The sequence below is a fragment of the Streptomyces sp. NPDC001927 genome, assembly GCF_053594455.1.
Window position 1 is genome coordinate 228345 of record NZ_JBSFEN010000015.1, and the last position, 26007, is coordinate 254351.

At 71.1% G+C, this 26007-nt stretch carries 24 protein-coding genes and 1 riboswitch; of the genes, 18 read left to right on the top strand and 6 right to left on the bottom strand.

The window, feature by feature from the left end; translation table 11 throughout:
* The first annotated feature begins 25 nt into the window (after positions 1–25).
* Genes ACWCO8_RS34545 through ACWCO8_RS34560 form a run of 4 tightly spaced genes read left to right on the top strand, consistent with a single transcriptional unit; the run spans position 26 to position 3650 of the window.
* Positions 26–931, top strand: a complete 906-nt coding sequence (locus tag ACWCO8_RS34545; RefSeq protein ID WP_451035517.1) for an ABC transporter ATP-binding protein — start codon at positions 26–28, stop codon at positions 929–931.
* Positions 928–1671, top strand: a complete 744-nt coding sequence (locus tag ACWCO8_RS34550) for an ABC transporter permease (RefSeq protein ID WP_451035518.1) — start codon at positions 928–930, stop codon at positions 1669–1671. Before ACWCO8_RS34545 ends, ACWCO8_RS34550 begins: the two co-directional genes overlap by 4 nt.
* Positions 1672–1690: 19 nt before the next feature.
* Positions 1691–3007, top strand: a complete 1317-nt coding sequence (locus ACWCO8_RS34555) for a sensor histidine kinase (RefSeq protein WP_451035519.1) — start codon at positions 1691–1693, stop codon at positions 3005–3007.
* The gene (locus tag ACWCO8_RS34560) at positions 3000–3650 is read left to right on the top strand and encodes a response regulator (RefSeq protein WP_451035520.1); all 651 of its coding nucleotides are present in this window, start codon (positions 3000–3002) and stop codon (positions 3648–3650) included. The genes ACWCO8_RS34555 and ACWCO8_RS34560 overlap by 8 nt, the downstream gene beginning before the upstream one ends.
* A 10-nt stretch (positions 3651–3660) precedes the next feature.
* Here the strand turns inward: ACWCO8_RS34560 and glgX are convergent, their stop codons facing one another.
* Positions 3661–5916, bottom strand: a complete 2256-nt coding sequence (gene glgX, locus ACWCO8_RS34565) for a glycogen debranching protein GlgX (protein ID WP_451035521.1) — start codon at positions 5914–5916, stop codon at positions 3661–3663.
* Positions 5917–6082: 166 nt separating this feature from the next.
* Between glgX and ACWCO8_RS34570 the strand changes: the two genes are divergently transcribed.
* The 6 genes from ACWCO8_RS34570 (at position 6083) to ACWCO8_RS34595 (ending at position 12624) form a co-directional block, all read left to right on the top strand.
* Positions 6083–7303 carry a L,D-transpeptidase gene (locus ACWCO8_RS34570; protein ID WP_362003643.1) on the top strand — a complete coding sequence of 407 codons (1221 nt, stop codon included), beginning with the start codon at positions 6083–6085 and terminating at the stop codon, positions 7301–7303.
* A gap of 163 nt (positions 7304–7466) precedes the next feature.
* Complete coding sequence (locus tag ACWCO8_RS34575; RefSeq protein WP_362003641.1) at positions 7467–8714, top strand: L,D-transpeptidase; 1248 nt, start codon at positions 7467–7469, stop codon at positions 8712–8714.
* 76 nt (positions 8715–8790) lie between these two features.
* Positions 8791–9558 carry an enoyl-CoA hydratase/isomerase family protein gene (locus ACWCO8_RS34580; RefSeq protein WP_451035522.1) on the top strand — a complete coding sequence of 256 codons (768 nt, stop codon included), beginning with the start codon at positions 8791–8793 and terminating at the stop codon, positions 9556–9558.
* 121 nt (positions 9559–9679) lie between these two features.
* On the top strand, positions 9680–10183 hold the full coding sequence (locus ACWCO8_RS34585) for an ATP-binding protein (RefSeq protein ID WP_384508016.1): 504 nt from the start codon (positions 9680–9682) through the stop codon (positions 10181–10183).
* Positions 10184–10555: 372 nt separating this feature from the next.
* Positions 10556–11377: a polysaccharide deacetylase family protein gene (locus ACWCO8_RS34590; RefSeq protein WP_451035523.1), complete on the top strand. Its 822-nt coding sequence runs from the start codon at positions 10556–10558 to the stop codon at positions 11375–11377.
* A 35-nt stretch (positions 11378–11412) separates the two neighbouring features.
* Positions 11413–12624 (top strand): YncE family protein, encoded by a 1212-nt coding sequence (locus tag ACWCO8_RS34595; RefSeq protein WP_451035524.1) that lies wholly within the window; start codon positions 11413–11415, stop codon positions 12622–12624.
* Between the two features lie 4 nt (positions 12625–12628).
* On the opposite strand, the gene ACWCO8_RS34600 is transcribed toward ACWCO8_RS34595, so the two are convergent.
* Positions 12629–13267 (bottom strand): GNAT family N-acetyltransferase, encoded by a 639-nt coding sequence (locus tag ACWCO8_RS34600; RefSeq protein WP_362003633.1) that lies wholly within the window; start codon positions 13265–13267, stop codon positions 12629–12631.
* A gap of 73 nt (positions 13268–13340) precedes the next feature.
* Here ACWCO8_RS34600 and ACWCO8_RS34605 point away from each other — a divergent pair, with 73 nt between their 5' ends.
* From ACWCO8_RS34605 to ACWCO8_RS34615, 3 genes are all read left to right on the top strand, one after another.
* Complete coding sequence (locus ACWCO8_RS34605; protein WP_362003631.1) at positions 13341–13556, top strand: EF-hand domain-containing protein; 216 nt, start codon at positions 13341–13343, stop codon at positions 13554–13556.
* A gap of 214 nt (positions 13557–13770) precedes the next feature.
* Entirely contained in the window at positions 13771–14922 is a 1152-nt protein-coding gene (locus tag ACWCO8_RS34610) for a hypothetical protein (RefSeq protein ID WP_451035525.1), read from the top strand.
* Complete coding sequence (locus ACWCO8_RS34615) at positions 14919–15557, top strand: hypothetical protein (protein ID WP_362003625.1); 639 nt, start codon at positions 14919–14921, stop codon at positions 15555–15557. Before ACWCO8_RS34610 ends, ACWCO8_RS34615 begins: the two co-directional genes overlap by 4 nt.
* A 14-nt stretch (positions 15558–15571) precedes the next feature.
* Here ACWCO8_RS34615 and ACWCO8_RS34620 read toward each other — a convergent pair whose 3' ends face one another.
* The 4 genes from ACWCO8_RS34620 to gcvT form a co-directional block, all read right to left on the bottom strand.
* Positions 15572–16942 (bottom strand): L-serine ammonia-lyase, encoded by a 1371-nt coding sequence (locus ACWCO8_RS34620; RefSeq protein WP_451035526.1) that lies wholly within the window; start codon positions 16940–16942, stop codon positions 15572–15574.
* Between the two features lie 153 nt (positions 16943–17095).
* Positions 17096–18355: a serine hydroxymethyltransferase gene (glyA, locus tag ACWCO8_RS34625; protein WP_362003621.1), complete on the bottom strand. Its 1260-nt coding sequence runs from the start codon at positions 18353–18355 to the stop codon at positions 17096–17098.
* 24 nt (positions 18356–18379) lie between these two features.
* Positions 18380–18757 (bottom strand): glycine cleavage system protein GcvH, encoded by a 378-nt coding sequence (gene gcvH, locus ACWCO8_RS34630; protein WP_362003619.1) that lies wholly within the window; start codon positions 18755–18757, stop codon positions 18380–18382.
* A gap of 88 nt (positions 18758–18845) precedes the next feature.
* On the bottom strand, positions 18846–19973 hold the full coding sequence (gene gcvT / locus ACWCO8_RS34635; RefSeq protein ID WP_451035527.1) for a glycine cleavage system aminomethyltransferase GcvT: 1128 nt from the start codon (positions 19971–19973) through the stop codon (positions 18846–18848).
* A 161-nt stretch (positions 19974–20134) separates the two neighbouring features.
* A riboswitch (glycine riboswitch) is annotated at positions 20135–20241 on the bottom strand.
* A gap of 140 nt (positions 20242–20381) precedes the next feature.
* Here gcvT and ACWCO8_RS34640 point away from each other — a divergent pair.
* From ACWCO8_RS34640 to ACWCO8_RS34660, 5 genes are all read left to right on the top strand, one after another.
* A complete protein-coding gene (locus ACWCO8_RS34640) occupies positions 20382–21062 on the top strand; it encodes an AAA family ATPase (protein WP_451035528.1) in 681 nt (226 codons plus the stop codon).
* Between the two features lie 114 nt (positions 21063–21176).
* A complete protein-coding gene (locus ACWCO8_RS34645; RefSeq protein WP_362003613.1) occupies positions 21177–21914 on the top strand; it encodes an enhanced serine sensitivity protein SseB in 738 nt (245 codons plus the stop codon).
* A gap of 43 nt (positions 21915–21957) precedes the next feature.
* A complete protein-coding gene (locus tag ACWCO8_RS34650; protein WP_362003612.1) occupies positions 21958–22746 on the top strand; it encodes an enhanced serine sensitivity protein SseB C-terminal domain-containing protein in 789 nt (262 codons plus the stop codon).
* Between the two features lie 310 nt (positions 22747–23056).
* Positions 23057–24061 carry an ABC transporter permease gene (locus ACWCO8_RS34655; RefSeq protein WP_362003610.1) on the top strand — a complete coding sequence of 335 codons (1005 nt, stop codon included), beginning with the start codon at positions 23057–23059 and terminating at the stop codon, positions 24059–24061.
* 116 nt (positions 24062–24177) lie between these two features.
* A complete protein-coding gene (locus ACWCO8_RS34660) occupies positions 24178–25941 on the top strand; it encodes an ABC transporter substrate-binding protein (RefSeq protein WP_362003608.1) in 1764 nt (587 codons plus the stop codon).
* The last annotated feature ends 66 nt before the right edge of the window (positions 25942–26007 follow it).

Sequence of the window (26007 nt, forward strand, 5' to 3'; positions counted from 1 at the left end):
AGGCCGCTCGCGCCAGCCTTGAGCCATGCCAATGATCGAAGTGCAGGGCCTGCGCAAGGCCTACGGCGACAAGGTCGTCGTCGACGGAGTCTCCTTCGCGGTCGAGGAGGGGGAGATCTTCGGGATCCTCGGCCCCAACGGCGCCGGCAAGACCACGACCGTGGAGTGCGTCGAGGGGCTGCGGACCCCGGACGCCGGGACCGTGCGGGTCGGCGGGCTCGACCCCGTCGCCCACCACGCCGACGTCACCCGCATACTCGGCGTCCAGCTCCAGGAGAGCGAACTCCAGGCGAAGATCACCGTCCGCGAGGCCCTGGAGCTGTACGCCTCCTTCTACGAACGGCCCGCCGACTGGCGCGGGCTCGTCGAGCGCCTGGGGCTCGAAGGGCAGCTGGGCAACCGGTTCGGGAAGCTGTCCGGCGGGCAGAAGCAGCGGCTCTTCATCGCGCTCGCCCTGATCGGCGACCCGCGCGCCGTCGTCCTCGACGAGCTCACCACCGGGCTCGACCCGCGCGCCCGGCGCGACACCTGGGCGCTCATCGAGGATGTCCGGGCCTCCGGCGTGACCGTCCTGCTCGTCACCCACTTCATGGAGGAGGCCCAGCGCCTCTGCGACCGGATCGCCGTCATCGACAAGGGCCGGCTCGCCGCGCTCGACACCCCCGACGGGCTGATCGGCCGCTCCACCGCCGCCAAGGTCATCTCCTTCGCGGCCGGCACCCCGCTGGACCCCGCCGAACTGCGCGCCCTGCCGGCGGCGGCCGCCGTGGAGACCCGGGACGGACGGACCGTCGTCGAGGGCACCGACGCGACCGTCGACGCCTTCGTCGCCCTCCTCGCCCGGCGGGGCGTCACCGCCCGCCAACTCCGGGTCGTCGACGCCACCCTCGACGACGCCTACCTCGACCTGACGGGAGCCGACCAGCGATGAGCACCGCCACCACCATGGTCCTGAAGACCGAGGTCCGTCTCTTCACCCGGGAACCCGGCGCCCTGTTCTGGGTGATGGCCTCGCCGACCGTCCTCCTCGTGATCCTCGGTCTGATCCCGTCCTTCCGCGAGGTCTCCGCCGACCTCGGCGGCCGCCGCGTCATCGACCTCTACGTCCCCGTCTGTGTCCTCTTCGCCGTGATCATGGCCGGCATCCAGGCCATGCCGCCCGTCCTCACAGGACACCGCGAACGCGGCATCCTGCGCCGGATGTCGACCACCCCCGTCCGCCCGGCAGCGCTCCTGACCGCCCAGATCGTGGTGCACGGGGTCGCGTCGCTCGTCTCCGCCGTCCTCGTCATCGTCGTCGGCCGCCTCGCCTTCGCAGTCCGGCTGCCGCAGGACCTCGCCCCGTACGCCCTCGCGCTCGTGCTCGCCGTCGCCGGCGGCCTGGCCCTCGGAGCCGCGATCTGTGCCGTCTCCCGTACGCAGAACATCGCCTACGCCGTCGGTTCGGCCGTGTTCTTCCCGACGATGTTCACGGCCGGCGTCTGGGTTCCGGTGCAGGTGCTGCCCGATATGCTCCGGACCGTCGTGCAGTTCACGCCGTCCGGCGCCGCCTCGCAGGCCCTCGACACCGCGACGACGGGCGGTGGGACCGCGTGGGTCGCGCTCGGGGTGATGGCGCTGTGGACGGTCGTCCTCACCGCGACGGCGGCGCGCTGGTTCCGCTGGGAATGACGGAGGGGACGCGAGGGTGATGGCCACGACGGTCGAGGAACGGTGGCGCCAGTTCTTCCGCTGGGGTCCGTACGGTCTGCTCGCCATCGCGGTGGTCCTCGCCGCGACGGCGGCCGACGCGATCGACATGAGCCGTACGGAGGCGTTCGCCGCCGCGGCCCTGGCCGCCGCCGCGCTCGTCCTCCAGATCGGCTGGGACCTCCACCGCCGCGCCGCCCCCGCGCGCCCCGAGTCGGAGGCGGATCCGGCGGACGGACCGCCCATCGTCCTGGACGCCCCGGGACCGGCGTCCACCGCCTACTTCACCGTCCGTACCGCCCTCGCCTTCGCGCTCACCTGGCTCAACCCCTTCTTCGCCGTCCACGCCTCCATCGGCTACTTCGACGGCCCCCACCTGCTGCCCCGCAGGCTCGTCCGGGCCGGGCTCCTCGTCACCGCCGTCATCATGGCCGGGGCCCAGGCCGGCGGACTCCCGCCGACCTCGCTCGTCGTCTGGGTCGCCTTCGGCGGGCTGTTCGCGCTCAACGCCTTCCTCGCCGTGGTCTTCTCCCACCTCGGTACGAAGGAGGCCGAGAAGGCCGTCGAGCGGGCCGCCACCATCACCGAACTCGCCCGTACCAACGCCCGCCTGGAGCAGGCCCTCGCCGAGAACGCCGCCCTCCAGGCCCAGCTCCTCCTCCAGGCCCGCGAGGCCGGGGTCGCCGACGAACGGCGCCGGCTCGCCGCCGAGATCCACGACACCATCGCCCAGGGTCTTACCGGCATCATCGCCCAGCTCCAGGTCGTCACGGCCACCCCCGACGCCGAACTCGCCCGGGTCCACGTCCAGCGCGCCGCCGACCTCGCCCGGCGCAGCCTCGGCGAGGCCCGCCGCTCCGTGCAGAACCTGAGCCCGGCCGCCCTGGAGCACGACCCGCTCCCCGAGGCGCTCAGGAAATCGGTCGCCGCCTGGTCCGAACGGACCGGCATCACCACCCGGTTCACCGTCACGGGCACCGAGGAACCCACCCACGACGAGGTCGCCGCCACCCTCCTGCGGATCGCCCAGGAGGCCCTCGCCAACGCCGAACGGCACTCCGGCGCCTCCCGGGCCGGCGTCACCCTCTCGTACATGGGCGACGAGATCACCCTCGACGTACGGGACGACGGGCGCGGCTTCGACCCGGCGGCCGTCCCGACCCGGACCACCCGCACCACCTCAGGCAGCGGCGGCGGCTTCGGCCTCGACGGCATGCGCGCCCGGGCCGAACGCCTCGCCGGCCGCGTCACCCTGGAGACCGCCCCCGGCGAGGGCACGGCGATCTCCGCCCGCGTACCGTTGGTGCACCATGGCTGACCGCACCCCCACCACGCTGCTGATCGTCGACGACCACCCGGTCGTACGGGACGGGCTGCGCGGCATGTTCACCGCCGACCCCGGCTTCCGCGTCCTCGGCGAGGCCGCCGACGGCGTCCAGGGCGTCGAACTCGCCCTCATCCTCGACCCGGACGTCGTCCTCATGGACCTGCGGATGCCCGGCGGCAACGGAGTCGACGCCATCGCCGAGCTGACCCGGCGCGGCGCCCGCTCCCGGGTCCTCGTCCTCACCACGTACGACACCGACACGGACACCCTCCCCGCGATCGAGGCGGGCGCCACCGGCTACCTCCTCAAGGACGCCCCGCGTGAGGAGCTGTTCGCGGCCGTCCGGGCCGCCGCCGAGGGCCGTACGGTCCTGTCACCCGCCGTCGCGAGCCGCCTCGTCTCCCGCGTCCGCACCCCGGCCGCCCCGGTCGACGAGTCGCTCTCCGCCCGCGAACGCGAGGTCCTCGAACTCGTCGCCAAGGGCACCTCCAACCGCGCCATCGCCGCCGAGCTGTTCATCAGCGAGGCGACGGTGAAGACCCATCTGACGCACATCTTCGGCAAGCTGGGCGCCAAGGACCGCGCGGCCGCGGTGGCGGTCGGATACGAACGCGGCATCCTCGGCCGCGCCTGAGTCCCCGCCCTCACCCCCCGACCCGCAGCAGCCACACCGAGCGCGCCCCCACCGTCACCGTCGCCCCGCCCGCGTACACGGTCTCCGGGGCGTGCGTCTGGTCCTCCAGGGCGGTGTCCAGGACCAGTTCGTACGACTCCGCCCACGGCGGCCCCGGCAGCCGGTACTCCGCCGGGCGCGGGCCCGCGTGCAGGATCGCCAGGAAGCTGTCGTCGGTGACCTGCTTCCCCCGCTCGTCCCGCCCCGGGATGTCCCGGCCCGAGAGATAGAGGCCCAGCGTGGCCGCCGGCGCGTACCAGTCGGCCTCCGTCATCTCCGTGCCGTCCGCCGTGAACCACGCAAGGTCCCGCAGCCCGTCCGCGCCCTGCGGACGCCCGGAGAAGAACGCGCGGCGGCGCAGCACCGGATGCCGGTGCCGCAGCGCGAGCAGCCGCCGGGTCAGGGCGAGCAGCTCGCGCCGCCCCGGGTCCTCGGGCAGCGACCAGTCCAGCCAGCTCGTCTCGTTGTCCTGGCAGTACGCGTTGTTGTTGCCGCCCTGCGTGCGCCCCATCTCGTCGCCCGCGACCAGCATCGGCACCCCGGTCGACAGAAGCAGCGTCGTCAGCAGGTTCCGCAGCTGCCGCAGCCGCAGCTCCTGCACGGCGGGGTCGTCGGTCTCGCCCTCCGCCCCGCAGTTCCAGGCCCGGTTGTCGTTCGTGCCGTCCCGGTTGCCCTCCCCGTTGGCCTCGTTGTGCTTGCGCTCGTACGTGACGAGGTCCCGCAGCGTGAAGCCGTCGTGCGCGGTGACGAAGTTGACCGAGGCGTACGGCCGCCGCCCGCCCCACGCGTACAGGTCGCTCGATCCGGAGAGCCGGTAGCCGAGGTCGCGTACGTCGGGCAGGGCGCCGCGCCAGAAGTCCCGTACCGCGTCGCGGTAGCGGTCGTTCCACTCCGTCCACAGCGGCGGGAACGCGCCCACCTGGTAGCCGCCGTTGCCGACGTCCCAGGGCTCGGCGATCAGCTTCACCCGTCGAAGCACCGGGTCCTGGGCGATGACCGCGAGGAACGGGGAGAGCATGTCGACGTCGTGCATCGAGCGGGCGAGCGCCGCCGCCAGGTCGAAGCGGAAGCCGTCGACGCCCATCTCCGTCACCCAGTACCGCAGCGAGTCGGTGATGAGCCGCAGCACCTGCGGCTGGACGACGTGCAGGGTGTTGCCGCAGCCGGTGTAGTCGGCGTACCTCCGGGCGTCCGACTGGAGCCGGTAGTAGCCGCGGTTGTCGATGCCCTTCAGGGACAGCGTCGGCCCCAGTTCGCCCGCCTCGGCGGTGTGGTTGTAGACCACGTCGAGGATGACCTCGATCCCGGCCGCGTGCAGCGCCCGCACCATCCGCTTGAACTCGCCGACCTGCTGCCCGGTGGTCCCCGAGGAGGAGTAGCCGGCGTGCGGGGCGAAGTAGCCGAGGGAGTTGTACCCCCAGTAATTGCGCAGCCCGCGCCGCAGCAGATGGTCCTCGTGCGCGAACTGGTGCACCGGCAGCAGCTCCACCGCCGTCACCCCGAGCCGTACGAGATGCTCGACGGCCGCCGGGTGCGCGAGCCCCGCGTAGGTGCCGCGCAGCTCCTCGGGGATGCCCGGGTGGAGTTTGGTGAACCCCTTCACGTGCAGCTCGTAGATGACCGAGTCCGGCCACGGGGTCTTCGGCCTGCGGTCGTCGGCCCAGTCGTCGTCGTCCAGGACGACGACCCCCTTCGGCACGTACGGGGCGGAGTCCCGGTCGTCCCGGACGGTGTCGGCCACATGCTGCTGCGGCCAGTCGCGGACGTGCCCGTACACCTCCGGCGGCAGCGTGAAGTCGCCGTCGACCGCCCGCGCGTACGGGTCGAGGAGCAGCTTGGCCGGGTTCCAGCGGGCGCCCGTCCACGGGTCCCAGCGGCCGTGCACCCGGAATCCGTACCGCTGCCCCGCGCCCACCCCGGGCACGAAGCCGTGCCAGATCTCGTGGGTCAGCTCGGTCAGCGGCAGCCGCCGTTCGGTCCCGTCCGCGTCGAAGAGGCAGAGCTCGACGGCCTCCGCCCCGCCGGCCCACAGCGCGAAGTTGGTGCCGGTGACCCCGTCGGGCCCGCTCCGGCAGCGCGCCCCCAACGGCGTGGGCGCGCCCGGCCACACCGGGCCCGTCCACACCGCGCCCGACCTCCCTGTGGGCGGCCGGGCCCGTTCCGGGGCAGGGGAGGGCCCCCCTCCGTCCGGTACCGCCTCCGCCTTCTGCTCGGCTGCGCTCGACACCTGTCGGCCTCCCGCGGCTCGTCGGGCTCCGCGCGGCGCGGACCCGCGGCGTCCCGGCCGCGGCTCCCCGTGCGGGGTCCTCCCACCTGTTCTGCCCGTACGGCCGTACTCCCAACATGACCCGCACGCACGTTTCCCCTGGAGGGTGGCTGTCGTTGGGCCGGTCGTGAGACACGTATGGAAGCGGGCGGGCCGCGCGCTCGCGGTGGCGGCACTGGTGGCGGGTGTGGCGGGCTGCACCGGCACGGGCGAGGGCGGCGGTGGGATCGACCTCCCCCTGCCCGGGAAGGCGCGGGCTCCGGGCGATGTCATCCGGGTCAGCCCGGAGGACGGCAGCAAGGGCGTACCGGCCGAGGGACCGATCGAGATCAGGGTCGACAGCGGACGGCTCGAACGGGTCACCGTCGTCCGGGTCGAGGACGCCCAGCGCACCGCGGTGGCGGGCGCGATCAGCGAGGACGGGCTGCGCTGGCGGCCGAAGCCGGACTCCCGGCTCGCCCTCGCGGCCAAGTACAGCGTGGACGCGGTGGCGCTCGACGCGCACGGCCGGCGCTCCGCACGGCACACCACGTTCACCACCGTCGTCCCCGAGAGCCGGTTCATCGGCTACTTCAAGCCGGAGAACCGTTCCACTGTCGGCACCGGAATGATCGTCTCCTTCTCCTTCAACCGCGCCGTCGAGAACCGCGAGGCCGTCGAGCGGGCCATCACGGTCACCTCCGACCCGCCGGTCGACGTGGTCGGCCACTGGTTCGGCAAGGAGCGGCTCGACTTCCGCCCGGCGGAGTACTGGCGGCCCGGCACCAAGGTGACCGTCGACCTCGCCCTGCGCGACGTCGAGGGCGCCCCGGGGGTCTACGGCATCCAGAGCAAGCGCGTCGGGTTCACGGTCGGCCGCTCCCAGGTCTCCCTCGTCGACGCGGCCGAGCACACCATGGAGGTCCGCAAGGACGGCGAGCTGCTCGCGACGATCCCCATCACGGCCGGAGCGCCGAAGACCACGACGTACAACGGGAAGATGGTGGTCACGGAGCTCTACGACGTGACCCGGATGGACGGCCGCACGGTCGGCTTCGGCGGGGAGTACGACATCAAGGACGTACCGCACGCGATGCGGCTGACCGAGTCCGGGACCTTCCTGCACGGCAACTACTGGGCCACGCCCTCCACCTTCGGCTCGGCCAACGTCAGCCACGGCTGCGTGGGCCTGCGGGACGAGAAGGGCGGCAGCGCGGACTCCCCGGCGGGCTGGTTCTTCGACCGTACGCTCATCGGCGACGTCGTCGAGGTGGTCAACTCCCGTGACCGAAAGGTCGCTCCCGACAACGGCCTCGGAGGCTGGAACATGGACTGGGAGGAGTGGAAGACGGGTTCCGCCCTGCGCTGACCCGGGTGGCTGCCCGAACCCCACGCGAACTGGGACTGAATGGTGACATTCGCGTGGAACTTTCGTGTCTTCCAGTGTGATTATCTAACGCCGTGTGCGCGAGAGGATGTGCACGGGGGTGGGGCCCAGGCATAGCCGGGTCGTGCGAGGGGAGAACACCATAGTGAACGGGCAGCCGATATCCGGAGCGACCACCGGACGGAGGCGCCGCGGCACCCGCCTGGGGGCGCTGGCGACGGGAGCGCTGCTCCTCGTCCTGACCGCGTGCGGTGGCGGGGACACCGGCGGCGCCAAGGGGGGCGGGCAGGAGCCGGGCAAGGACGGCGGCGGCAAGCAGGAGATCGCGGCCTCGCAGGCGGTCGTCACGATCGCCCCGAAGGACGGCGCCGTCTCGGTCGCGACCAGCGGCGTCCTGAAGGTCACGGCCGAGCAGGGCAAGCTGACGACGGTCACGGTCGCGGACACCAAGGGTGCCGAGATCGAGGGCAAGATAGCGGCGGACGGCGCCAGCTGGCAGCCCGTCGGACACCTCTCCGCCGGTACGCAGTACAAGGTCCACGCGATCGCGAAGGACTCCGAGGGTCGTGAGTCGGCCAAGGACACCACCTTCACCACGCTGACCCCGAAGAACACCTTCATCGGCCACTACACGCCCGAGGACGGTTCGACCGTCGGCGTCGGCATGCCGGTCTCCATCCGCTTCACCCGGGGCATCACCGACCCCGAGGCCGTGGAGAAGGCCATCAAGGTCACCGCGACGCCCGCCGTCGACATCCAGGGCCACTGGTTCGGCAACGACCGCCTCGACTTCCGCCCGGAGAACTACTGGGCCGCCGGCACCAAGGTGAAGGTCGAGCTGAACCTGGACGGCGTCGAGGGCCGCCCGGGTGTCTACGGCAAGCAGAAGAAGACGCTCTCGTTCACCATCGGCCGCCGCCAGGTCTCCACGGTCGACGCCAGCGCCAAGACCATGAAGGTCGAGCGCGACGGCAAGATCATCAAGACCATCCCGATCACCGCGGGCGCGCCGTCCACGACCACGTACAACGGTCAGATGGTCATCAGCGAGAAGTACAAGGTGACCCGGATGAACGGCGCCACCGTCGGCTTCGGCGGCGAGTACGACATCAAGGACGTGCCGCACGCGATGCGCCTGTCCACCTCGGGCACCTTCGTCCACGGCAACTACTGGGCCTCGTCCGGGACGTTCGGTTCCGCCAACGTCAGCCACGGCTGCGTCGGCCTGCGCGACGCGCGGGGCGCGGGCGACAGCTCCACCCCGGCGGCCTGGTTCTACGACCGCTCGCTCATCGGTGACGTGGTCGTCGTGAAGAACTCGAAGGACAAGCAGATCCAGCCGGACAACGGCCTCAACGGCTGGAACATGTCCTGGTCGGAGTGGATCAAGTAGCTCCCTCTTCAAGGGGCCCGGTGCTGTGACCAACGGCACCGGGCCCCTCGTCGTTAACGCGGACTAACCTGCCCCCATGACTGTGAACCTCGAAGTCGCGGACGGCGTCGGCACGATCCGCCTCGACCGCCCCCCGATGAACGCCCTCGACATCGCCGTACAGGACCGGCTGCGCGAGCTGGCCCAGGAGGCGACCGACCGGGACGACGTGCGCGCGGTGATCCTCTACGGCGGCGAGAAGGTGTTCGCGGCCGGAGCGGACATCAAGGAGATGCAGAACATGGACCACGCGGCCATGGTGAAGCGGTCGCGCGCGCTCCAGGACTCCTTCACCGCGATCGCCCGCATCCCCAAGCCCGTCGTCGCCGCGGTCACCGGCTACGCCCTGGGCGGCGGCTGCGAGCTGGCGCTCTGCGCCGACTACCGGATCGCCGCCGACAACGCCAAGCTCGGCCAGCCCGAGATCCTGCTCGGCCTCATCCCCGGCGCCGGCGGCACCCAGCGGCTCTCCCGCCTCGTCGGCCCGTCCAAGGCGAAGGACCTCATCTTCACCGGCCGTATGGTCAAGGCGGAGGAGGCCCTGACACTCGGTCTGGTGGACCGTGTCGTCCCCGCGGCCGAGGTGTACGAGCAGGCGCACGCGTGGGCCGCGAAGCTCGCCCAGGGCCCCGCCATCGCGCTGCGCGCCGCCAAGGAGGCGATCGACCAGGGTCTGGAGGCCGACATCGACACCGGCCTCGCGATCGAACGGACCTGGTTCGCGGGCCTGTTCGCGACCGAGGACCGGGAGACCGGGATGCGGAGCTTCGTCGAGGAGGGCCCGGGCAAGGCCAAGTTCGCCTGACGCCCGCCGAACCCGCAAGCTGCTGGCATATGCCGGAGGAATCTCCCGGAATTGTCGATTCCGGGGTACCGATTCCTCCGGAACGGCCACGCGGCCCCGTCCGTGCGGCCATGATGGGGGCATGGCGGGCCTGGAGGGTGTGGAACAACCGCGGCAGCACGGCGGTGCGACCGCCGCACGGTGGGTACCGACAGCCGAGGACGAACAGGCCCTCAAGGCACTGGAGTTGTACGGGAATCCGGCCGAGGACGACGTCCGGTTGCCGTCCCGCCCCGAGTCCGCCGCCGTCGCCCGCCGGCTCACGCAGTGCGTGGTGCTCCGTCAGTGGGCCCTGACGCCACAGATCGCCGAGCATGCGGTCTTACTCGTCTCGGAACTCGTCGGGAACGCCGTCCGGCACACCGGGGCGCGCGTCTTCGCCCTGAGGCTGCTGCGCCGCCGGGGCTGGATCCGGATCGAGGTCCGCGACCCCTCGCGCGGGCTGCCCTGTCTGATGCCGGTGCAGGAGCTGGACATAAGCGGCCGCGGCCTCTTCCTCGTCGACAAGCTCTCCGACCGCTGGGGCGTGGACCTGCAGCCGCGCGGGAAGACGACCTGGTTCGAGATGCGGGTGTCGGACCGCTGAGGGTCCTCGGCGCCGGGTACACAAAAGCCCCCGTGAGGGGGCTTCCATGTATGGAGCGCCGCGGATCGGGGGGGTGTAACCCACGGTGCTCGACGACCTGGCCCGGGTCAATGGGGGTCGTGGATTCGACTATGGCAGACAGGTGGCCTTGCCGCCAAAAGTCCCTATCGGTTCAAAATCGGTCAAACCGGTACGGTTCGCCAATGAATCATTGGTGACCTGGAGCACGAACCTTGTAAATGGTGAATAAGTATGGTGTTCACCGGGTGTTTCCTCGACTTGTCCGCATGTCGGACACCCGGCGCGGGGCGGCAAACGTCCTGAATTGGCTCAATCGTAATTTTCCGGACAGATCGCCTCTTTAATGGGCGCGTGATCCTCACCGACCGTCGTGGCGCGCTCCGGGCAGGTGCGGCGGCCGCCTTCGCCGGAGCCGCCGCCGGGCTCCTCACGAACGCTTGCAGCGGCACGGAACCGGACGCCGCGCGCGGAGGCTCCGAGCACCGGGACCCTGCGTCCCGGGAGCCCGCGCCTCGGGAGCCCGCGCCCGCGCCCAGGCCGCCGGACGCGCCGGCCCCGCGCCGCTTCCCCGGGCTGCCGGTCGAGATCGCGAGCGGCCCGCGCGACCGCCCCCGGGTCGCCCTCACCTTCCACGGCGCGGGCGACCCCGCCCTCGCCCGCTCCGTGCTCGCCGAGGCCGAGAAGGGCGGGGCCCGGGTCACCGTCCTCGCCGTGGGGGAGTGGCTCGACGCCCACCCCGACCTGGCCCGCCGCGTCCTCGACGGCGGCCACGACCTCGGCAACCACACCCAGCGCCACCTCGACGTGAACGCGATGACCGAGGACGAGGCGCACGCCGAGATCGCCGCCTGCGCCACCCGGCTGCGCCGCCTCACCGGCTCCATCGGCACCTGGTTCCGGCCGTCCAGGACCCAGCACGCCGGTGCGACCGTCCTGCGGGCCGCCCGCCGGGCCGGCTATCCGCACGTCCTCTCGTACGACGTCGACTCCCTCGACCACACGTCGCCCGGCGCCCAGGCCGTCGTCCGCAACGTCGCGGCACGGATCCACCCGGGGTCGGTGGTGAGCCTGCACCTCGGCTACGCGGACACCCTCGCCGCGCTGCCGCCCCTCCTCGCCGACCTCGACCGCCGCGGCCTGCGCGCGGTGACGACCACGGAGCTGCTGACCTGATGCTGCCTCTCACCACGCGCACGATCCCCACGCGCATGACCACGCGCACGATGACCACCCGCACGATGACCACGCGCACGAAGAGCCTCCTCGCCGCCGCGCTGCTCGCCGCGCTCGCCGGGTGCGGGACCGCCGACCGGGCCCCCGAGCCCCGGGGCGGCGCCGGCAAGGAGGAGGCCGCCGCGCTCCCCGCCGTACCGAAGAAGGCCACCCCCGCGGGGCTTCCGGGCATGCCGCCGGTCCTCGACCCGAACGACATCTACGCGGCCGACCGCCCCGGCAAGCTGTCGCCGGTGGTGAAGGGCTTCCCCAGCCGGGTCTACGTCCCGAACACCAACTCCAACACGGTCTCGGTCATCGACCCGGCGACGTACAAGGTCGTCGAGACGATCCCGGTCGGCATCCAGCCGCAGCACGTCGTGCCGTCCTGGGACCTGAAGACCCTCTGGGTCAACAACAACCGGGGCCACACGCTCACCCCGATCGACCCGGCCACCGGTGTCGCGGGCAAGCCGGTCGAGGTCCACGACCCGTACAACCTGTACTTCACGCCCGACGGGAAGTACGCCGTCGTCATGGCCTCGCTCGACCGGGAGCTGGTCTTCCGCGACCCGCACACGATGGAGCGGAAGAAGACCGTCCCGGTCTCCTGCTACGGCGTCAACCACGCGGACTTCTCGGCCGACGGCCGGTACTTCGTGGTCTCCTGCGAGTTCTCCGGCGAGCTCCTGAAGGTCGACACGGAGAAGATGAAGGTCGTCGGCCAGCAGAGGCTGCCGTTCGAGGGCGCCATGCCGCAGGACGTGAAGCTCTCCCCGGACGGCAAGACCTTCTACATCGCCGACATGATGGCCCACGGCATGTGGGTCCTCGACGGCGAGAAGTTCACCACCCCGCAGCTGATGCCGACCGGCAAGGGCGCCCACGGCCTCTACATCTCCCGCGACTCCAAGGAGATGTACGTCCCCAACCGCGGCGAGGGCTCCATCTCGGTCTTCGACTTCGCCCAGAACCGGCTGACGAAGAAGTGGCGGCTGCCGGACGGCGGCTCCCCTGACATGGGCGGCGTCTCGGCCGACGGCAAGGTGCTGTGGCTGTCGGGCCGTTACGACGCCGAGGTGTACGCGATCGACACGAAGACCGGAAAGCAGCTGGCCCGCATCCCGGTGGGCGGCGGCCCGCACGGCCTGGCGGTCTACCCCCAACCGGGCCGCTACTCCCTGGGCCACACGGGCGTCTTCAGATGACTCGTCACCCGGCGCTCAACAGGGCCTCGGAGGCGACGGGCCGATAGCCGGCGGCCTGGAACACCCGGACGCTGCGGGCGTTTCCGGGGGACTGCTGGGACCAGACGACGTCGCCCGGTGTCAGGTGCCGGGCGGCGAGCGCGAGGGCTCGGCCGATCCCGCGGTGCCGGACGTCCTCGTCCACCTCGATCGCGGCCTCCCAGCGCCCGGCGACACCCCGCCCGAGAACGAGCAGACCACCCTCGGCGCCCCAGACGCGTACGTCGTCGCGGTACTTCATCGCCCGCGCGACCCGGGGATGCTCGGGATCCTCGATCTCACGCAGCGGCAGCTCGGGGGCGCCGGGCAGGGCGGGGGCGACGGTGAGCAGGTCGACGGTGTTCATCCGCCGGCCGGTACGCCGCATGAGGGCGAGCAGGAAGCCCGGATTCATGGACGCGGCGAGCGGATCACTGGCGGTGGCGGCCAGCTCGGCCCGTACCCAGTCCGGATCCGCGTCGGTGAAGACGACGGAGTGCGCGGTGAAGGCGAGGACTCCGGCATCGCGGGGGCTGGGCTGCGGCACGATCGTCGTACCCCCGTCGGGCGGCGGAAACAGACCGCCGGCGGCCGCAGCAAGAATCCGTCCCACGTCATCGCTCATACCCCCATCATCTGACATGGTCGCGCCCGCTAATCTGACCCCGTCAGAGAAGCACCAAGAAGGGGCGGAAACAGTGGCGGACATCGAGTCGGCACGCACGGCGTTCGATCGGTTCGACGTGGACAAGGACGGCTTCATCACCGCCTCCGAGTACAAGAGCGTCATGGCCCAGCTGGGCGACTTCAACGTGACCGAGACGGTCGCCGAGGCGCTCATCAAGCAGCGGGACAGCAACAGCGACGGCAAGCTGTCGTGGGACGAGTTCTGGTCCCACCTCAACAAGGCCTGACCCCTGCGGGGCGGGGCGGGCGGCGCGCACTCCGTGCGTAGACGCACGTGAGGTGCCGCCCGCCCGGGCACCGGCGCCGACCGAGCGCCGACGCGCCCGGCTGAGCCGCCGGGAGGGACGACGCGCGCGGGTGTGAACCTGATGGGAAAATAGGGGTGTTCCCCAACCCCTCCTTCCTATGGTCACTGCCGCGCGGCTGGTGCGTCGATTGCTGATGGCTGTGCTTCTGAGCGTAGCGATCGGCGTGGGACCGGTCGCCATTCAGGCGTCGGCCGAACCGACGCCCCCGCCGACGACCTCGGAACCGCCGGCGGACACGACGGAACCCCCGCCGCCGACGACGGAGCCGCCACCCGGCACGTCGGAGCCGCCGCCCACGACATCGGAACCGGCGCCGACGACGGAACCACCGGATGCCGAGGCCTCCCTCACGCTCGACCCGGACCACGGCTCCGTCGGGGACGTGATCGACGTCCGGGGCACGGGCTTCCAGGAGTGCCCCGCCGGCACCGTGTATCTCCACGTGGTCGACGGGCCCGCGATCGCGTCCGGCATCCCCGTGGCGGAGAACGGCGACTTCTCATACACGGAGACCGTCCCGGATTCGGACCCGGACACCTACACCTTGCGGGCCGAGTGCACCGATGAGTCGTCTCTCTACGCGGACGCGGACTATGTCGTCGAAACCCCGGGGGACCCGCTCCTGACCCTCGCCGAGGAGGAGGGCGCGAAAGGGAGCACCGTACAGGCGGAGGGCACGGGCTTCAGGTGCTCGAACGTCGACCTGCGGTGGGACGGCGAAGGGCCGCCGCTGGCCACCGCCCCCGTCACGGAGCAGGCCACCTTCGCCACCGAGATCCCGGTACCGAGCGACGCGGAGTCGGGCGAGCACACAGTGGTGGCGGTCTGCCAGGACTATCCGGAGCAGTACGACGAGGCTTCGTACGAGGTCACTGACGAGCCGAACCCGACGGATCCCAATTCGACGGATCCGAACCCGACCGACCCCAACCAGACGGATCCGAACTCGACGGATCCGAACTCGACGGATCCGAACCCGACCGACTCGAACCCGAACGTCCCGCCCGGAGGCAACGGCGATGGCTCCACCCCCGTCGGGTGGGTCGTCGGCCCCGCGTCCCTCGGCGGCGCGCTCGCCCTCGCCGCCGCCGCGGCCGTCTACTTCGGGCGCCTGCACCGCGGCCCCCGCTGGGTGCGCAACCACGTACGGGCGACCCTGCGGCCCGCCATCGGCGACACGGCGCTGACCGAGTACCGGCCGCCCGGCGAGCCGCCCACCCGCTCCACCCGGCTCGACCCGCACCCGGACCCCGGCCGGCAGACCCTCGACGAGGAGGACCGATGACCACGACCGCGCCCGCGAGGGCCACGACCCCGACGACCGTCCGCTCGTTCCTGCTCGGCGACGGTGAGGGCCTTGACGGCCCGCTGCGTGCCCATGGCACGGCCGAGCCGCTGCTCGCGCCCGTACGGGGCCGGACGCCCGCCGCCGACCGGGCGGTCGAGCACGAGCTGGCCACCGTCGTGGACGACTTCCTCGGCCTCGACGTGCTCGACCTGGCCGCAGCCGGCTGGCGCGGCCACTCCGCGCTCCAGTCCGCCGCGCGCCGTACCCGGGACCTGCCGGGCAGCGAGGAGGTCGTCGCGCTCGCGACCCACCGGGTGACCTCCACGCACCGGCCCTACGTCGACGTCTACGTGGACGGCGCCAAGATCGGCACACTGGACGTGCAGCTGAGCGTGGTCTTCTGGATCTCCGGGCTCGTCTGCGTGGTCCGCGACACCTGTCTGACCGGCGTGCGGTCAGGGGAGTGCGCGGTCGACGTGAGCCTGGGGGCGCAGGGGGCGGTGATCGCCGAGCGCCGGGGCGGCCGGCTGGACCTCCCCGGCGGATTCGCGTTGCGGGGCCCGGTGCCGCTGCTGCGCGACGAGCCGAACCCGCACGAGGCCCGGACCGCCCCGGGAATCAGCAGGCGGTGATCAGCCCGTGCTGATCAGCACTCGATGATGTTCACCGCGAGACCGCCGCGGGCCGTCTCCTTGTACTTGACCGACATGTCCGCGCCGGTCTCCTTCATCGTCTTGATGACCTTGTCCAGGGAGACCAGGTGGCTGCCGTCGCCGCGGAGGGCCATCTTGGCCGCCGTGACCGCCTTGACCGCTGCCATGCCGTTGCGCTCGATGCACGGGATCTGGACCAGGCCGCCGACCGGGTCGCAGGTCAGGCCCAGGTTGTGTTCCATGCCGATCTCGGCCGCGTTCTCGACCTGCTCCGGGGAGCCGCCCATGACCTCCGCGAGCGCGCCGGCCGCCATCGAGCAGGCCGAGCCGACCTCGCCCTGGCAGCCGACCTCGGCGCCCGAGATCGAGGCGTTCTCCTTGAAGAGCATGCCGACCGCGCCCGCCGCCAGCATGAAGCGGACCACGCCGTCGTCGTCGGCGCCGGGCACGAAGTTCATGTAGTAGTGCAGGACCGCCGGGATGATGCCCGCCGCGCCGTTCGTCGGGGCGGTGACCACGCGGCCGCCCGCCGCGTTCTCCTCGTTCACGGCCATCGCGTAGAGCGTGATCCACTCCATCGCCAGCGCCGCCGGCTCGCCCTCGGAGCGCAGCTTGCGGGCCGTGTTCGCGGCGCGGCGGCGGACCTTCAGGCCGCCGGGCAGGATGCCCTCGCGGGACATGCCGCGCGAGACGCAGGCCTGCATGACCCGCCAGATCTCCAGGAGACCCGTGCGGATCTCCTCCTCCGTGCGCCAGGCCTTCTCGTTCTCCATCATCATCGCGGAGATCGACAGGCCGGTCTCCTTCGCGAGACGGAGCAGCTCGTCGCCCGTGCGGAACGGGTACTTCAGGACCGTGTCGTCCGGGATGATCGGGTCCGAGCCCTCGACCGCGTCCTCGTCCACGACGAAGCCGCCGCCGACCGAGTAGTACGTCTTCTCCAGGACCAGCGCGCCCTCCGCGTCGTACGCGAAGACCGTCATGCCGTTGGCGTGGTACGGCAGCGCCTTCCGGCGGTGCAGGATCAGGTCCTCGTCGAAGTCGAAGGGGATCTCGTGCGCGCCGAGCAGGTTGATCTTGCCGCTCGCCTTGATCCGCTCGAACTCCTCGTCCGCCGTCTCCACGTTCACCGTGCGCGGAGAGTTGCCCTCCAGGCCCAGCAGGACCGCCTTCGGCGTGCCGTGCCCATGGCCGGTCGCGCCCAGCGAGCCGTACAGCTCGGCCCGTATCGACGCCGTGTGCGCCAGGAGGCCCTCGTTCTTCAGTCGGCGCGCGAACATCCGGGCGGCCCGCATCGGGCCCACCGTGTGCGAGCTGGACGGGCCGATGCCGATCGAGAACAGGTCGAAGACCGAGATGGCCACGGGGGACTCCTTGTGGGGGGCTGACGCCGTTGTCTGCCGGGGTGGTGCAGAACAGAGCAGAGCAGGAAGGGGGAGGAAAGGACTCCGGGGCACCGTGCTCACGTCCAGTGTGCGCGGTGCCCCGGAGCTTCGTACGAACAAAAGGGTACGAAATTACTTCAGGCCGGGGTACAGCGGGTGCTTCTCGGCCAGAGCGGTCACCCGGGCCTTGAGGGCGTCCGCGTCGAAGCCGGGCTTCAGGGTCTCCGCGATGATGTCGGCGACCTCGGCGAAGTCCTCGGTGCCGAAACCGCGGGTCGCGAGCGCCGGCGTACCGATGCGCAGACCCGAGGTGACCATCGGCGGACGCGGGTCGTTCGGGATCGCGTTCCGGTTGACCGTGATGCCGACCTCGTGGAGACGGTCCTCGGCCTGCTGGCCGTCCAGCTCGGAGTTGCGCAGGTCCACCAGGACCAGGTGCACGTCCGTGCCGCCGGACAGGACCGAGACGCCGTGCGCGGTGACGTCGTCCTGGACCAGGCGCTCGGCCAGGATCCGGGCGCCGTCGAGCGTGCGCTGCTGGCGCTCCTTGAACTCCTCCGAGGCCGCGATCTTGAACGAGACGGCCTTGGCCGCGATCACGTGCTCCAGCGGGCCGCCCTGGAAACCGGGGAAGACCGAGGAGTTCAGCTTCTTCGCGAACTCCTTCTTCGCGAGGATGATGCCGCCGCGCGGGCCGCCGAGCGTCTTGTGCGTGGTCGAGGTGACCACGTCCGCGTACGCGACCGGGTTCGGGTGCAGACCGGCCGCGACCAGACCCGCGAAGTGGGCCATGTCGACCCACAGGTACGCCTCGACCTCGTCGGCGATCCGGCGGAACTCGGCGAAGTCCAGCTGACGCGGGTAGGCGGACCAGCCCGCGATGATCACCTTCGGGCGGTGCTCCTTGGCGAGGCGCTCGACTTCGGCCATGTCGACCAGGCCGGCCTCGTCCACGTGGTACGCGACCACGTTGAACTGCTTGCCCGAGAAGTTCAGGCGCATGCCGTGGGTCAGGTGACCGCCGTGCGCCAGGTCCAGGCCCAGGATCGTGTCGCCGGGCTGGGCGATCGCGAAGAGCGCGGCCTGGTTCGCGGAGGCGCCGGAGTGCGGCTGGACGTTGGCGTACTCGGCGCCGAACAGGTCCTTGATCCGGTCGATGGCGATCTGCTCGGCCACGTCGACGTGCTCGCAGCCGCCGTAGTAGCGGCGGCCCGGGTAGCCCTCGGCGTACTTGTTGGTGAGGACCGAGCCCTGGGCCTCCATGACCGAGACCGGAGCGAAGTTCTCCGAGGCGATCATCTCGAGGGTGGACTGCTGGCGGTGGAGCTCGGCGTCGACGGCGGCGGCGACGTCGGGGTCCAGCTCGTGGAGAGGGGTGTTCAGAAGCGACATGAATCGATCCCTACGGGGTCTCGGTTAGCCGGCGGTGAAGGCGGTGTACTCGTCGGCGGTGAGCAGGTCGTCCGGCTCGCCCGCGAGGCGCACCTTGAACAGCCAGCCACCCTCGAACGGGGCGGTGTTCACCAGGGAGGGGTCGTCCACGACGTCCTGGTTGGCCTCGACGATCTCGCCGGTCACCGGGGCGTACAGGTCGCTGACGGACTTGGTGGACTCCAGCTCGCCACAGGACTCGCCCGCGGTCACCGTGTCCCCGACCTCCGGGAGCTGCACGTAGACGACGTCACCGAGGGCGTTCGCCGCGTGCTCGGTGATGCCGACCGTCGCGACGCCGTCGACGACGTCCGACAGCCACTCGTGCTCCTTGCTGTAGCGGAGCTGCTGGGGGTTGCTCATGTCGTGATTCTCCTGGATCGGGGGAGTACTGATGAACGCGGGTCTTACGGGATGAGACGAGAGGTGAGACGTGACGGGGTGGGAAACGTCACTTCTGGCGCTTGTAGAAGGGCAGCGCCACGACCTCGTACGGCTCGTGGGTGCCGCGGATGTCCACACCTACACCCTGGGTACCGGGCGCGGCGTGCGCCGCGTCCACGTAGGCCATCGCGATCGGCTTTCCGAGCGTCGGCGACGGGGCGCCCGAGGTGACCACGCCGACGACCTCGCCGTCGGCCACGACGGAGAAACCGGCGCGCGGGACCCGGCGGCCCTCGGCGATCAGGCCGACGAGCTTGCGCGGCGGGGCGGTCTCGGCGCGCTCGGCGGCCTTCTCGAGCGCCTCGCGGCCGACGAAGCGGCCCTCGTTCGTCGTCTTCTCGAACTTCACGACCCGGCCAAGGCCCGCGTCGAACGGGGTGAGCGAGGTCGTCAGCTCGTGCCCGTACAGCGGCATGCCCGCCTCCAGGCGGAGCGTGTCACGGCAGGAGAGGCCGCAGGGGATCAGGCCGACCGGCGCGCCCGCCTCGGTCAGCGCCTTCCAGACGCCCTCGGCGTGCTCCGGCTTCAGGAACAGCTCGAAGCCGTCCTCGCCGGTGTAGCCGGTACGGGCGATCAGGGCGGGGACCCCGGCGACCGTGCCCGGGAGGCCCGCGTAGTACTTCAGCCCGTCCAGGTCGGCGTCGGTGAGCGACTTCAGGATGCCGGGGGACTCCGGGCCCTGGACGGCGATCAGGGCGTACGCGTCACGGTCGTCGCGGACCTCGGCGTCGAAGCCCTCGGCACGCGCCACGAGGGCGTCGAGGACGATCTGCGCGTTGGAGGCGTTCGCCACGACCATGTACTCGTGCTCCTGGAGCCGGTACACGATCAGGTCGTCGAGGATGCCGCCGTCCGCCTGGCAGATCATCGTGTACCGCGCCCGGCCCACACCCACCGTGGAGATGTTGCCGACCAGCGCGTGGTCGAGCAGGTCGACGGCCTGCGGACCGGTGACGGTGATCTCGCCCATGTGGGAGAGGTCGAAGAGGCCCGCCTTGGTGCGGACGGCGAGGTGCTCGTCCCGCTCGCTGGCGTAGCGCAGCGGCATGTCCCAGCCGGCGAAGTCGGTCATGGTCGCGCCCAGGGAGCGATGCAGGGCATCGAGGGCGGTCAGACGGGGGGCAGACGTGCTCATGAGGTGGCTCCCGGATCCCAAGGGCGGAAAACATGACGGGCGAGGACGTCCTCCCCATCTGTCATGGAACCTGAGAGGTTCACCGAGGGCATCTCGTCACCGAGACCTCGGCTTGCACCTTGGGTGGGAACGCCGGAAGGCGTCCCGCTTTTCAGATCTGCCTCATCCACGCGGTACGGGGCCTGAGAGATTCAAGGGAGGGTCTTGCTCCTTCGGCGCCCGGGGCCCACCGTTGAAGGTGGTTCCGGGACTCTCCCGCGCGGATTCGAGCGGCCGGTATGCGGTTGTGTGCGCTTGGCGCGGACATCATTGCACGCGGTGTCCGATCGGCAAATCGCTTGTGACTGATTACCCCTTCTTTACACTTTGTGGGCAAGGGGTTCTCGGGACCCGACTGGGGGAGAGACGATGACGATCCAGCACTCCGGCGCCTACGCCACGGGCACCGGGACGGGGATACCCGGCCCGCGTGCCCGCGCCCGCGCCAGAACCCGCAGGCGCCGGGCCGCGCCCCTGCTGCGCGACCTGCGCGAGCGCGGCGGCCGCGGCCCCCGGACGCTCGCCTTCGCCGCGGGCGACCTCGTGGTGGTCTCCGGGCTGCCCGGAAGCGGCAAGTCCACCCTGATGCGGCGCGCCGCCGACGGCCTGGGCATCGACTCCCAGGACGCCCGCGAGCGCTGGGAGGCCCGGCTGCCCGCCTTCCTGCCGTACGCGGTCTACCGCCCGCTGGCCCGGATCGCGCACTACGCCGGGCTCTGGCGCGTCCTGCGCTCCGGGCGGAGCGTCGTCGTCCACGACTGCGGCACCCAGTCCTGGGTGCGGAACTGGCTGGCCCGCGAGGCCCGCCGCCGCGGCAGCGCCCTCCATCTGATCCTGCTCGACGTCACGCCCGACACCGCCCGCGCCGGCCAGCGCGAGCGCGGCCGGGGCGTCTCGGGGTACGCCTTCGCCCGGCACCGCCGGGCCGTCGGCCGGCTCCTCGGCTCGGTCGAGTCGGGTCGGCTGCCCCGGGGCTGCGCCTCGGCGACCCTGCTCGACCGGGACGCCGCCGGCGCCCTTCGGACCATCGCCTTCCGCTCCGTCCACTGAGCGCTTTTGGCCACGGGGGTGCCAGGGCGGCGTTAGGGTTCTGCCCCGAGGGCGTCGTGACGAGGACGCGGGAGACGCGCGATCAGGACGCGTGAGACAGGGGAAGCGGGAACCGTGGACGTTACGTGGCCGGGCAACGAGCTCGAAGAGGTCCTCGCGGCCTCGCTCGGCAACCCCTCCGCCGGAGGCCGCCTCGTCGAGGTCCTCGGCAGGAGCCCCGTCTGGGTGCCGCTGCCCAACGGCGGCAGCCCCGAGAGCCGTGACCTCGACCTGCCCACGATGGAGATCGACGGACTCCCGTACGTCCCCGTCTTCAGCTCCGAGCAGCAGTTCCTGGCCTGCGTCGGCAGCCACATGTCGTTCACCGTCGCCCCCGCCCGGGACTTCGCCCGCGGCCTGCCCCCGCAGCTCGGCATCGCCGTGAACCCCGGCGGCACCGTCGGCGCCCCGCTGCCCCCGCCCGCCGTCGCCGAGCTCTGCCGGACCGGCCGCACCCCGCTGGACGGCCCCGCGAGCGGCGGCCGGGTCCGGCTCTTCGAGCCCGACTGGCAGGACGACCCCGTCGACTTCCTCTCCGCCGCGGCCGCCGAGTTCGAGGCCACCGGAGTCGTCCTCTCCGCCCGCCGCGCCCTGGCCAGCGTCGAGGGCACCGAACCGGCCCTCTTCGTCGGCGTCGAGCTCGTCACCTGGGACGGCGTCGACCGGAACGCCCCGCTGGACGCCCTCGGCCGCGCGCTGGGCCGGGTCGAGGTGGCCTGGCCGGTCAACCTCATCCTGCTCGACGTCGCACAGGACCCGGTCGGCGAGTGGATGCTGGAGCGGGTGCGCCCCTTCTACCAGCGGGCCTCCTGATAACTAAGCTGATGGGGTCTACGGAAGAGGGGCGGAAAACAGCGTGAGCGCGTCGGGCACCGCTGCGACCGGACAGGTCGAGCACATGCTGCGCCAGGTCACACCCGGACGCTACGAGGCGTACGAGGACCTGCTGCGCGCCCTCGCCGACGGCGGTGTCTGGATGCTGCTCTGGCAGGGCACGCCCGGCTCGTCCGACGCCCAGTACGGGAACATCGAGGTCGACGGCCTCGGGTACGCCCCCTGCGTCACCTCCGCCCAGGAGCTCGCCGCCTCCGGCTGGAACCGCGCCCACGAGGTGGTCACCGGGCGCGAGATCGCCGGCGCGCTCTTCCCCGACCGGGTGGGCATCTGGCTCAATCCGCACGACCAGAACGGCGGCGTCGGCATCCCCTGGGCCGACCTGCGCCGGATCGCCACCGGCCTCGACCGGATGCCGGCCGGACCGCTCAGGCTCTCCGAACCCGCGCTGGAGATCCCGCAGTTCTACGCCCTGCTGACCCAGAACGCCCACCGCACCCCGGCCGTACGGACGCTGCGCCGGGCCTGGGTGCATCCCGCGCTCGGCACCCCGTACCTCGCCATCGGCCTCGACCTGTACGACACCTCGGCCGCCTCGGTCGAGTCGGTGCGGGCGATGATGCGCCAGTCGGTCTCCGCCGTCCCCGACGGCCTGCCCGTCTCGACGGTCGCGATGTCGGACGCGTACGACCCCGTCGCGATGTGGCTGCGCGCCAACGCGCGCCCGTTCTACGACCGCGACGCGCACGCGGCGCCCGCTCCGCCCGCCCCGGGCTACGGCTACCCGCCGGCTGTACCGCGTACGTACTGATACGTCCGTTCCGTCGCACCAATTAACCCCTGTCACACAGGGGTTGGGTCGGATGTCCGTTCTGGCCGAATAGTGGGCGAGATGGTCCGCTGGCGCGATCACAGCGTCCGGATAACGGAAGGCAACGAACCGCATCACGGTTGCGCAAACATTCCCCGTCAGGTCTGGCGGGTGATCGCGACCACATTGAAGACTCCCCGGAACACCGGGCGTTCGGCCTCCTGGCCGGTGCCCCGCAGTTGTTCCACCAAGCCGCTACCCGCGGCGGGCAAGGGCCGGCTACCGGCGGCCGAGAGGGGTCCTCAGCACGATGACGGCACCACTGCACGAGACGAGTGCGGCCGAGTCGACCGCCGCCGTCGATGCCGTGCCCCCAGCGCCGCCCGGCAAGACGATCGAGGGACGTTCCCCCTGGCAGATCGCCTGGACCCGGCTCAAGCGCGACAAGCTCGCGCTGGCCGGCGGCGCGATCGTGATCTTCCTGGTCGTCGTCGCGATCCTCGCGCCCGTCATCGTGGGTCTGCTCGGCCACCCGCCGGACGAGTTCCACGAGGACCAGATCGACCCGCTCTTCGGCACCCCGATCGGCCCCTACGGCGGCATCAGCTCCGACTTCCTGCTCGGTGTCGAGCCCGTCAACGGCCGTGACGTCTTCAGCCGGATCGTCTACGGCGCCCGGATCTCGCTCCTCGTCGCCTTCCTCGCGGCGATGTTCGCGGTCGTCCTCGGCACGATCCTCGGCATCGTCGCCGGCTACTTCGGCGGCTGGGTCGACGCGGCGCTCAGCCGCGTCATGGACGTCATGCTCGCCTTCCCGCAGCTGCTCTTCACCATCGCCCTGGTCTCCGTGCTCCCCAACGAGCTGCTCGGCTTCTCCGGTTCGGGGGTCCGCATCGGCGCGCTGGTGATCGTGATCGGCTTCTTCGGCTGGCCGTACGTCGGCCGGATCGTCCGCGGCCAGACCCTCTCGCTGCGCAACCGCGAGTACGTGGAGGCCGCCCGCTCGCTCGGCGCCGGCCGGCTCTACATCCTGCGCCGGGAGCTGCTGCCCAACCTGGTCGCCCCGATCATGGTCTACGCGACCCTCATGATCCCCACCAACATCCTCACCGAAGCGGCCCTCAGCTTCCTCGGCGCGGGTGTGAAGCCGCCCACCGCTTCCTGGGGCCAAATGCTGTCGACGGCCATCTCCACCTACGAGTCGGACCCCCTGTTCATGGTGATCCCCGGCCTCGCGATCTTCATCACCGTTCTGGCGTTCAACCTCTTCGGCGACGGCGTGCGGGACGCGCTCGACCCGAAGGCCGCTCGCTGACCGCCCGCAGACCGCCCGCACGCCCGTACAGACCCGCCCCTGCCGCTGTTGACAGGAGGCAATCAACACCGGCGGACCGCCGTAACGGCCGCCACTATTCCGGAGGTTGCGAGACCATGACTCTGAACAGCTCTTCGCGGCGCAGAATCGCCGCCGGCGCGCTGCTCGCCGCGGCCACGATGGTCGTCACCACCGCGTGTGGCGGCGGCACCGGCGACGGCAAGAGCAAGACCGGCGCACCCGGCTTCAACGCCGCGGTGAACAAGGTCGCCAACCCCTCGGACAAGAAGGGCGGCGAGCTGAAGTTCATCGGCTCGCAGGAGGCCGACTCGTGGGACCCGCAGCGCGGCTACTACGGCTTCGTGTGGGACTTCGCCCGCTACTACACGCGCCAGCTGGTCACCTTCAAGGCCGAGCCGGGCGCCGCCTCCACCGAGCTGGTCCCCGACCTCGCCACCGACGCCGGCAAGGTCTCGGAGGACGGCCTGACCTACACCTTCACGCTGAAGGACGGGGTCACCTGGGAGGACGGCAAGCCGATCACCTCCAAGGACATCAAGTACGGCATCGAGCGCATCTGGGCGCAGGACGTCATCTCCGGCGGCCCGATCTACCTCCAGCAGGTCCTCGACCCCAAGGGCGAGTACAAGGGTCCCTACAAGGACACCACCCCGGACAAGCTCGGCCTGAAGGCGATCGAGACCCCGGACGACAAGACCATCATCTTCAAGCTGCCGGTCGCCAACGGTGACTTCCTGCAGATGCTGGCCATGCCCGCCGCCTCCCCGGTCCGCCAGGACAAGGACACCAAGGCCCAGTACGGCCTGAAGCCCTTCTCCTCCGGCCCGTACAAGTGGCAGTCGTACACCCCGAACAAGTCGATGCTGCTCGTCCGCAACGACAAGTGGGACGCGAAGACGGACACCGTCCGCAAGGCGCTGCCGGACAAGATCAGCGTCAAGTTCACCACCAACGCCGACGACATGGACAACCGTCTGGTCGAGGGCGAGTACGACCTCGACCTCAACGCCACCGGTGTCGGCGCGGCGGCCCGTGCCAAGGTGCTCCAGCAGCACAAGGAGAACGCGGACAACCCGCAGACCGGCTTCATCCGCTACGCGGTCTTCCCGCAGACGGTCATCGACAACGTCGAGTGCCGCAAGGCGATCATCTACGCGGCCGACTCCAAGTCCCTGCAGACCGCCCGTGGTGGCCCGCAGGCCGGTGGCGACATCGCCTCCAACATGCTGCCGCCGGCGATCAAGGGTGCCGACCCGAAGGCCGACCCGTACGGCAAGCTGGAGGGCAAGGCGGACGTGGCCAAGGCCAAGGAGGCCCTGGCCAAGTGCGGCAAGCCGAACGGCTTCAAGACCACGATCGCGGTCCGCAACAACAAGAAGATCGAGATCGCGACCGCCGAGTCCCTCCAGCAGTCGCTGAAGGCCGTCGGCATCGACGCCCAGATCGACCAGTTCGACGGCGCCCAGACCTCCGGCATCATCGGTTCGCCGAAGGTGGTCAAGGAGAAGGGCTACGGCATCATCATCATGGGCTGGGGCGCCGACTTCCCGACCGGCCAGGGCTTCCTGCAGCCGCTGGTCGACGGCCGCTTCATCCTGCAGAGCGGTAACAACAACTTCTCGGAGCTGAACGACCCGGCCGTCAACGGCCTGTTCGACCAGGCGCTGAAGGAGACCGACCCGGTCAAGGCCGGCGAGCTCTACAAGCAGATCAACACCAAGGTCTCCGAGGCCGCGGTCTACCTGCCCTTCACGCACGAGAAGAACATCATCTGGCGCTCCTCGCGACTGACCAACGTCTACACGGCCGACGCCTACAACGGCCGCTACGACTACTCGTCGCTCGGCGTCATGAAGTAAGTCCGAGTCAATCCACCCGCTCCAACGGCGCACCACCCGCCGCTAGGTCCGAAGGGCAGGTGATGG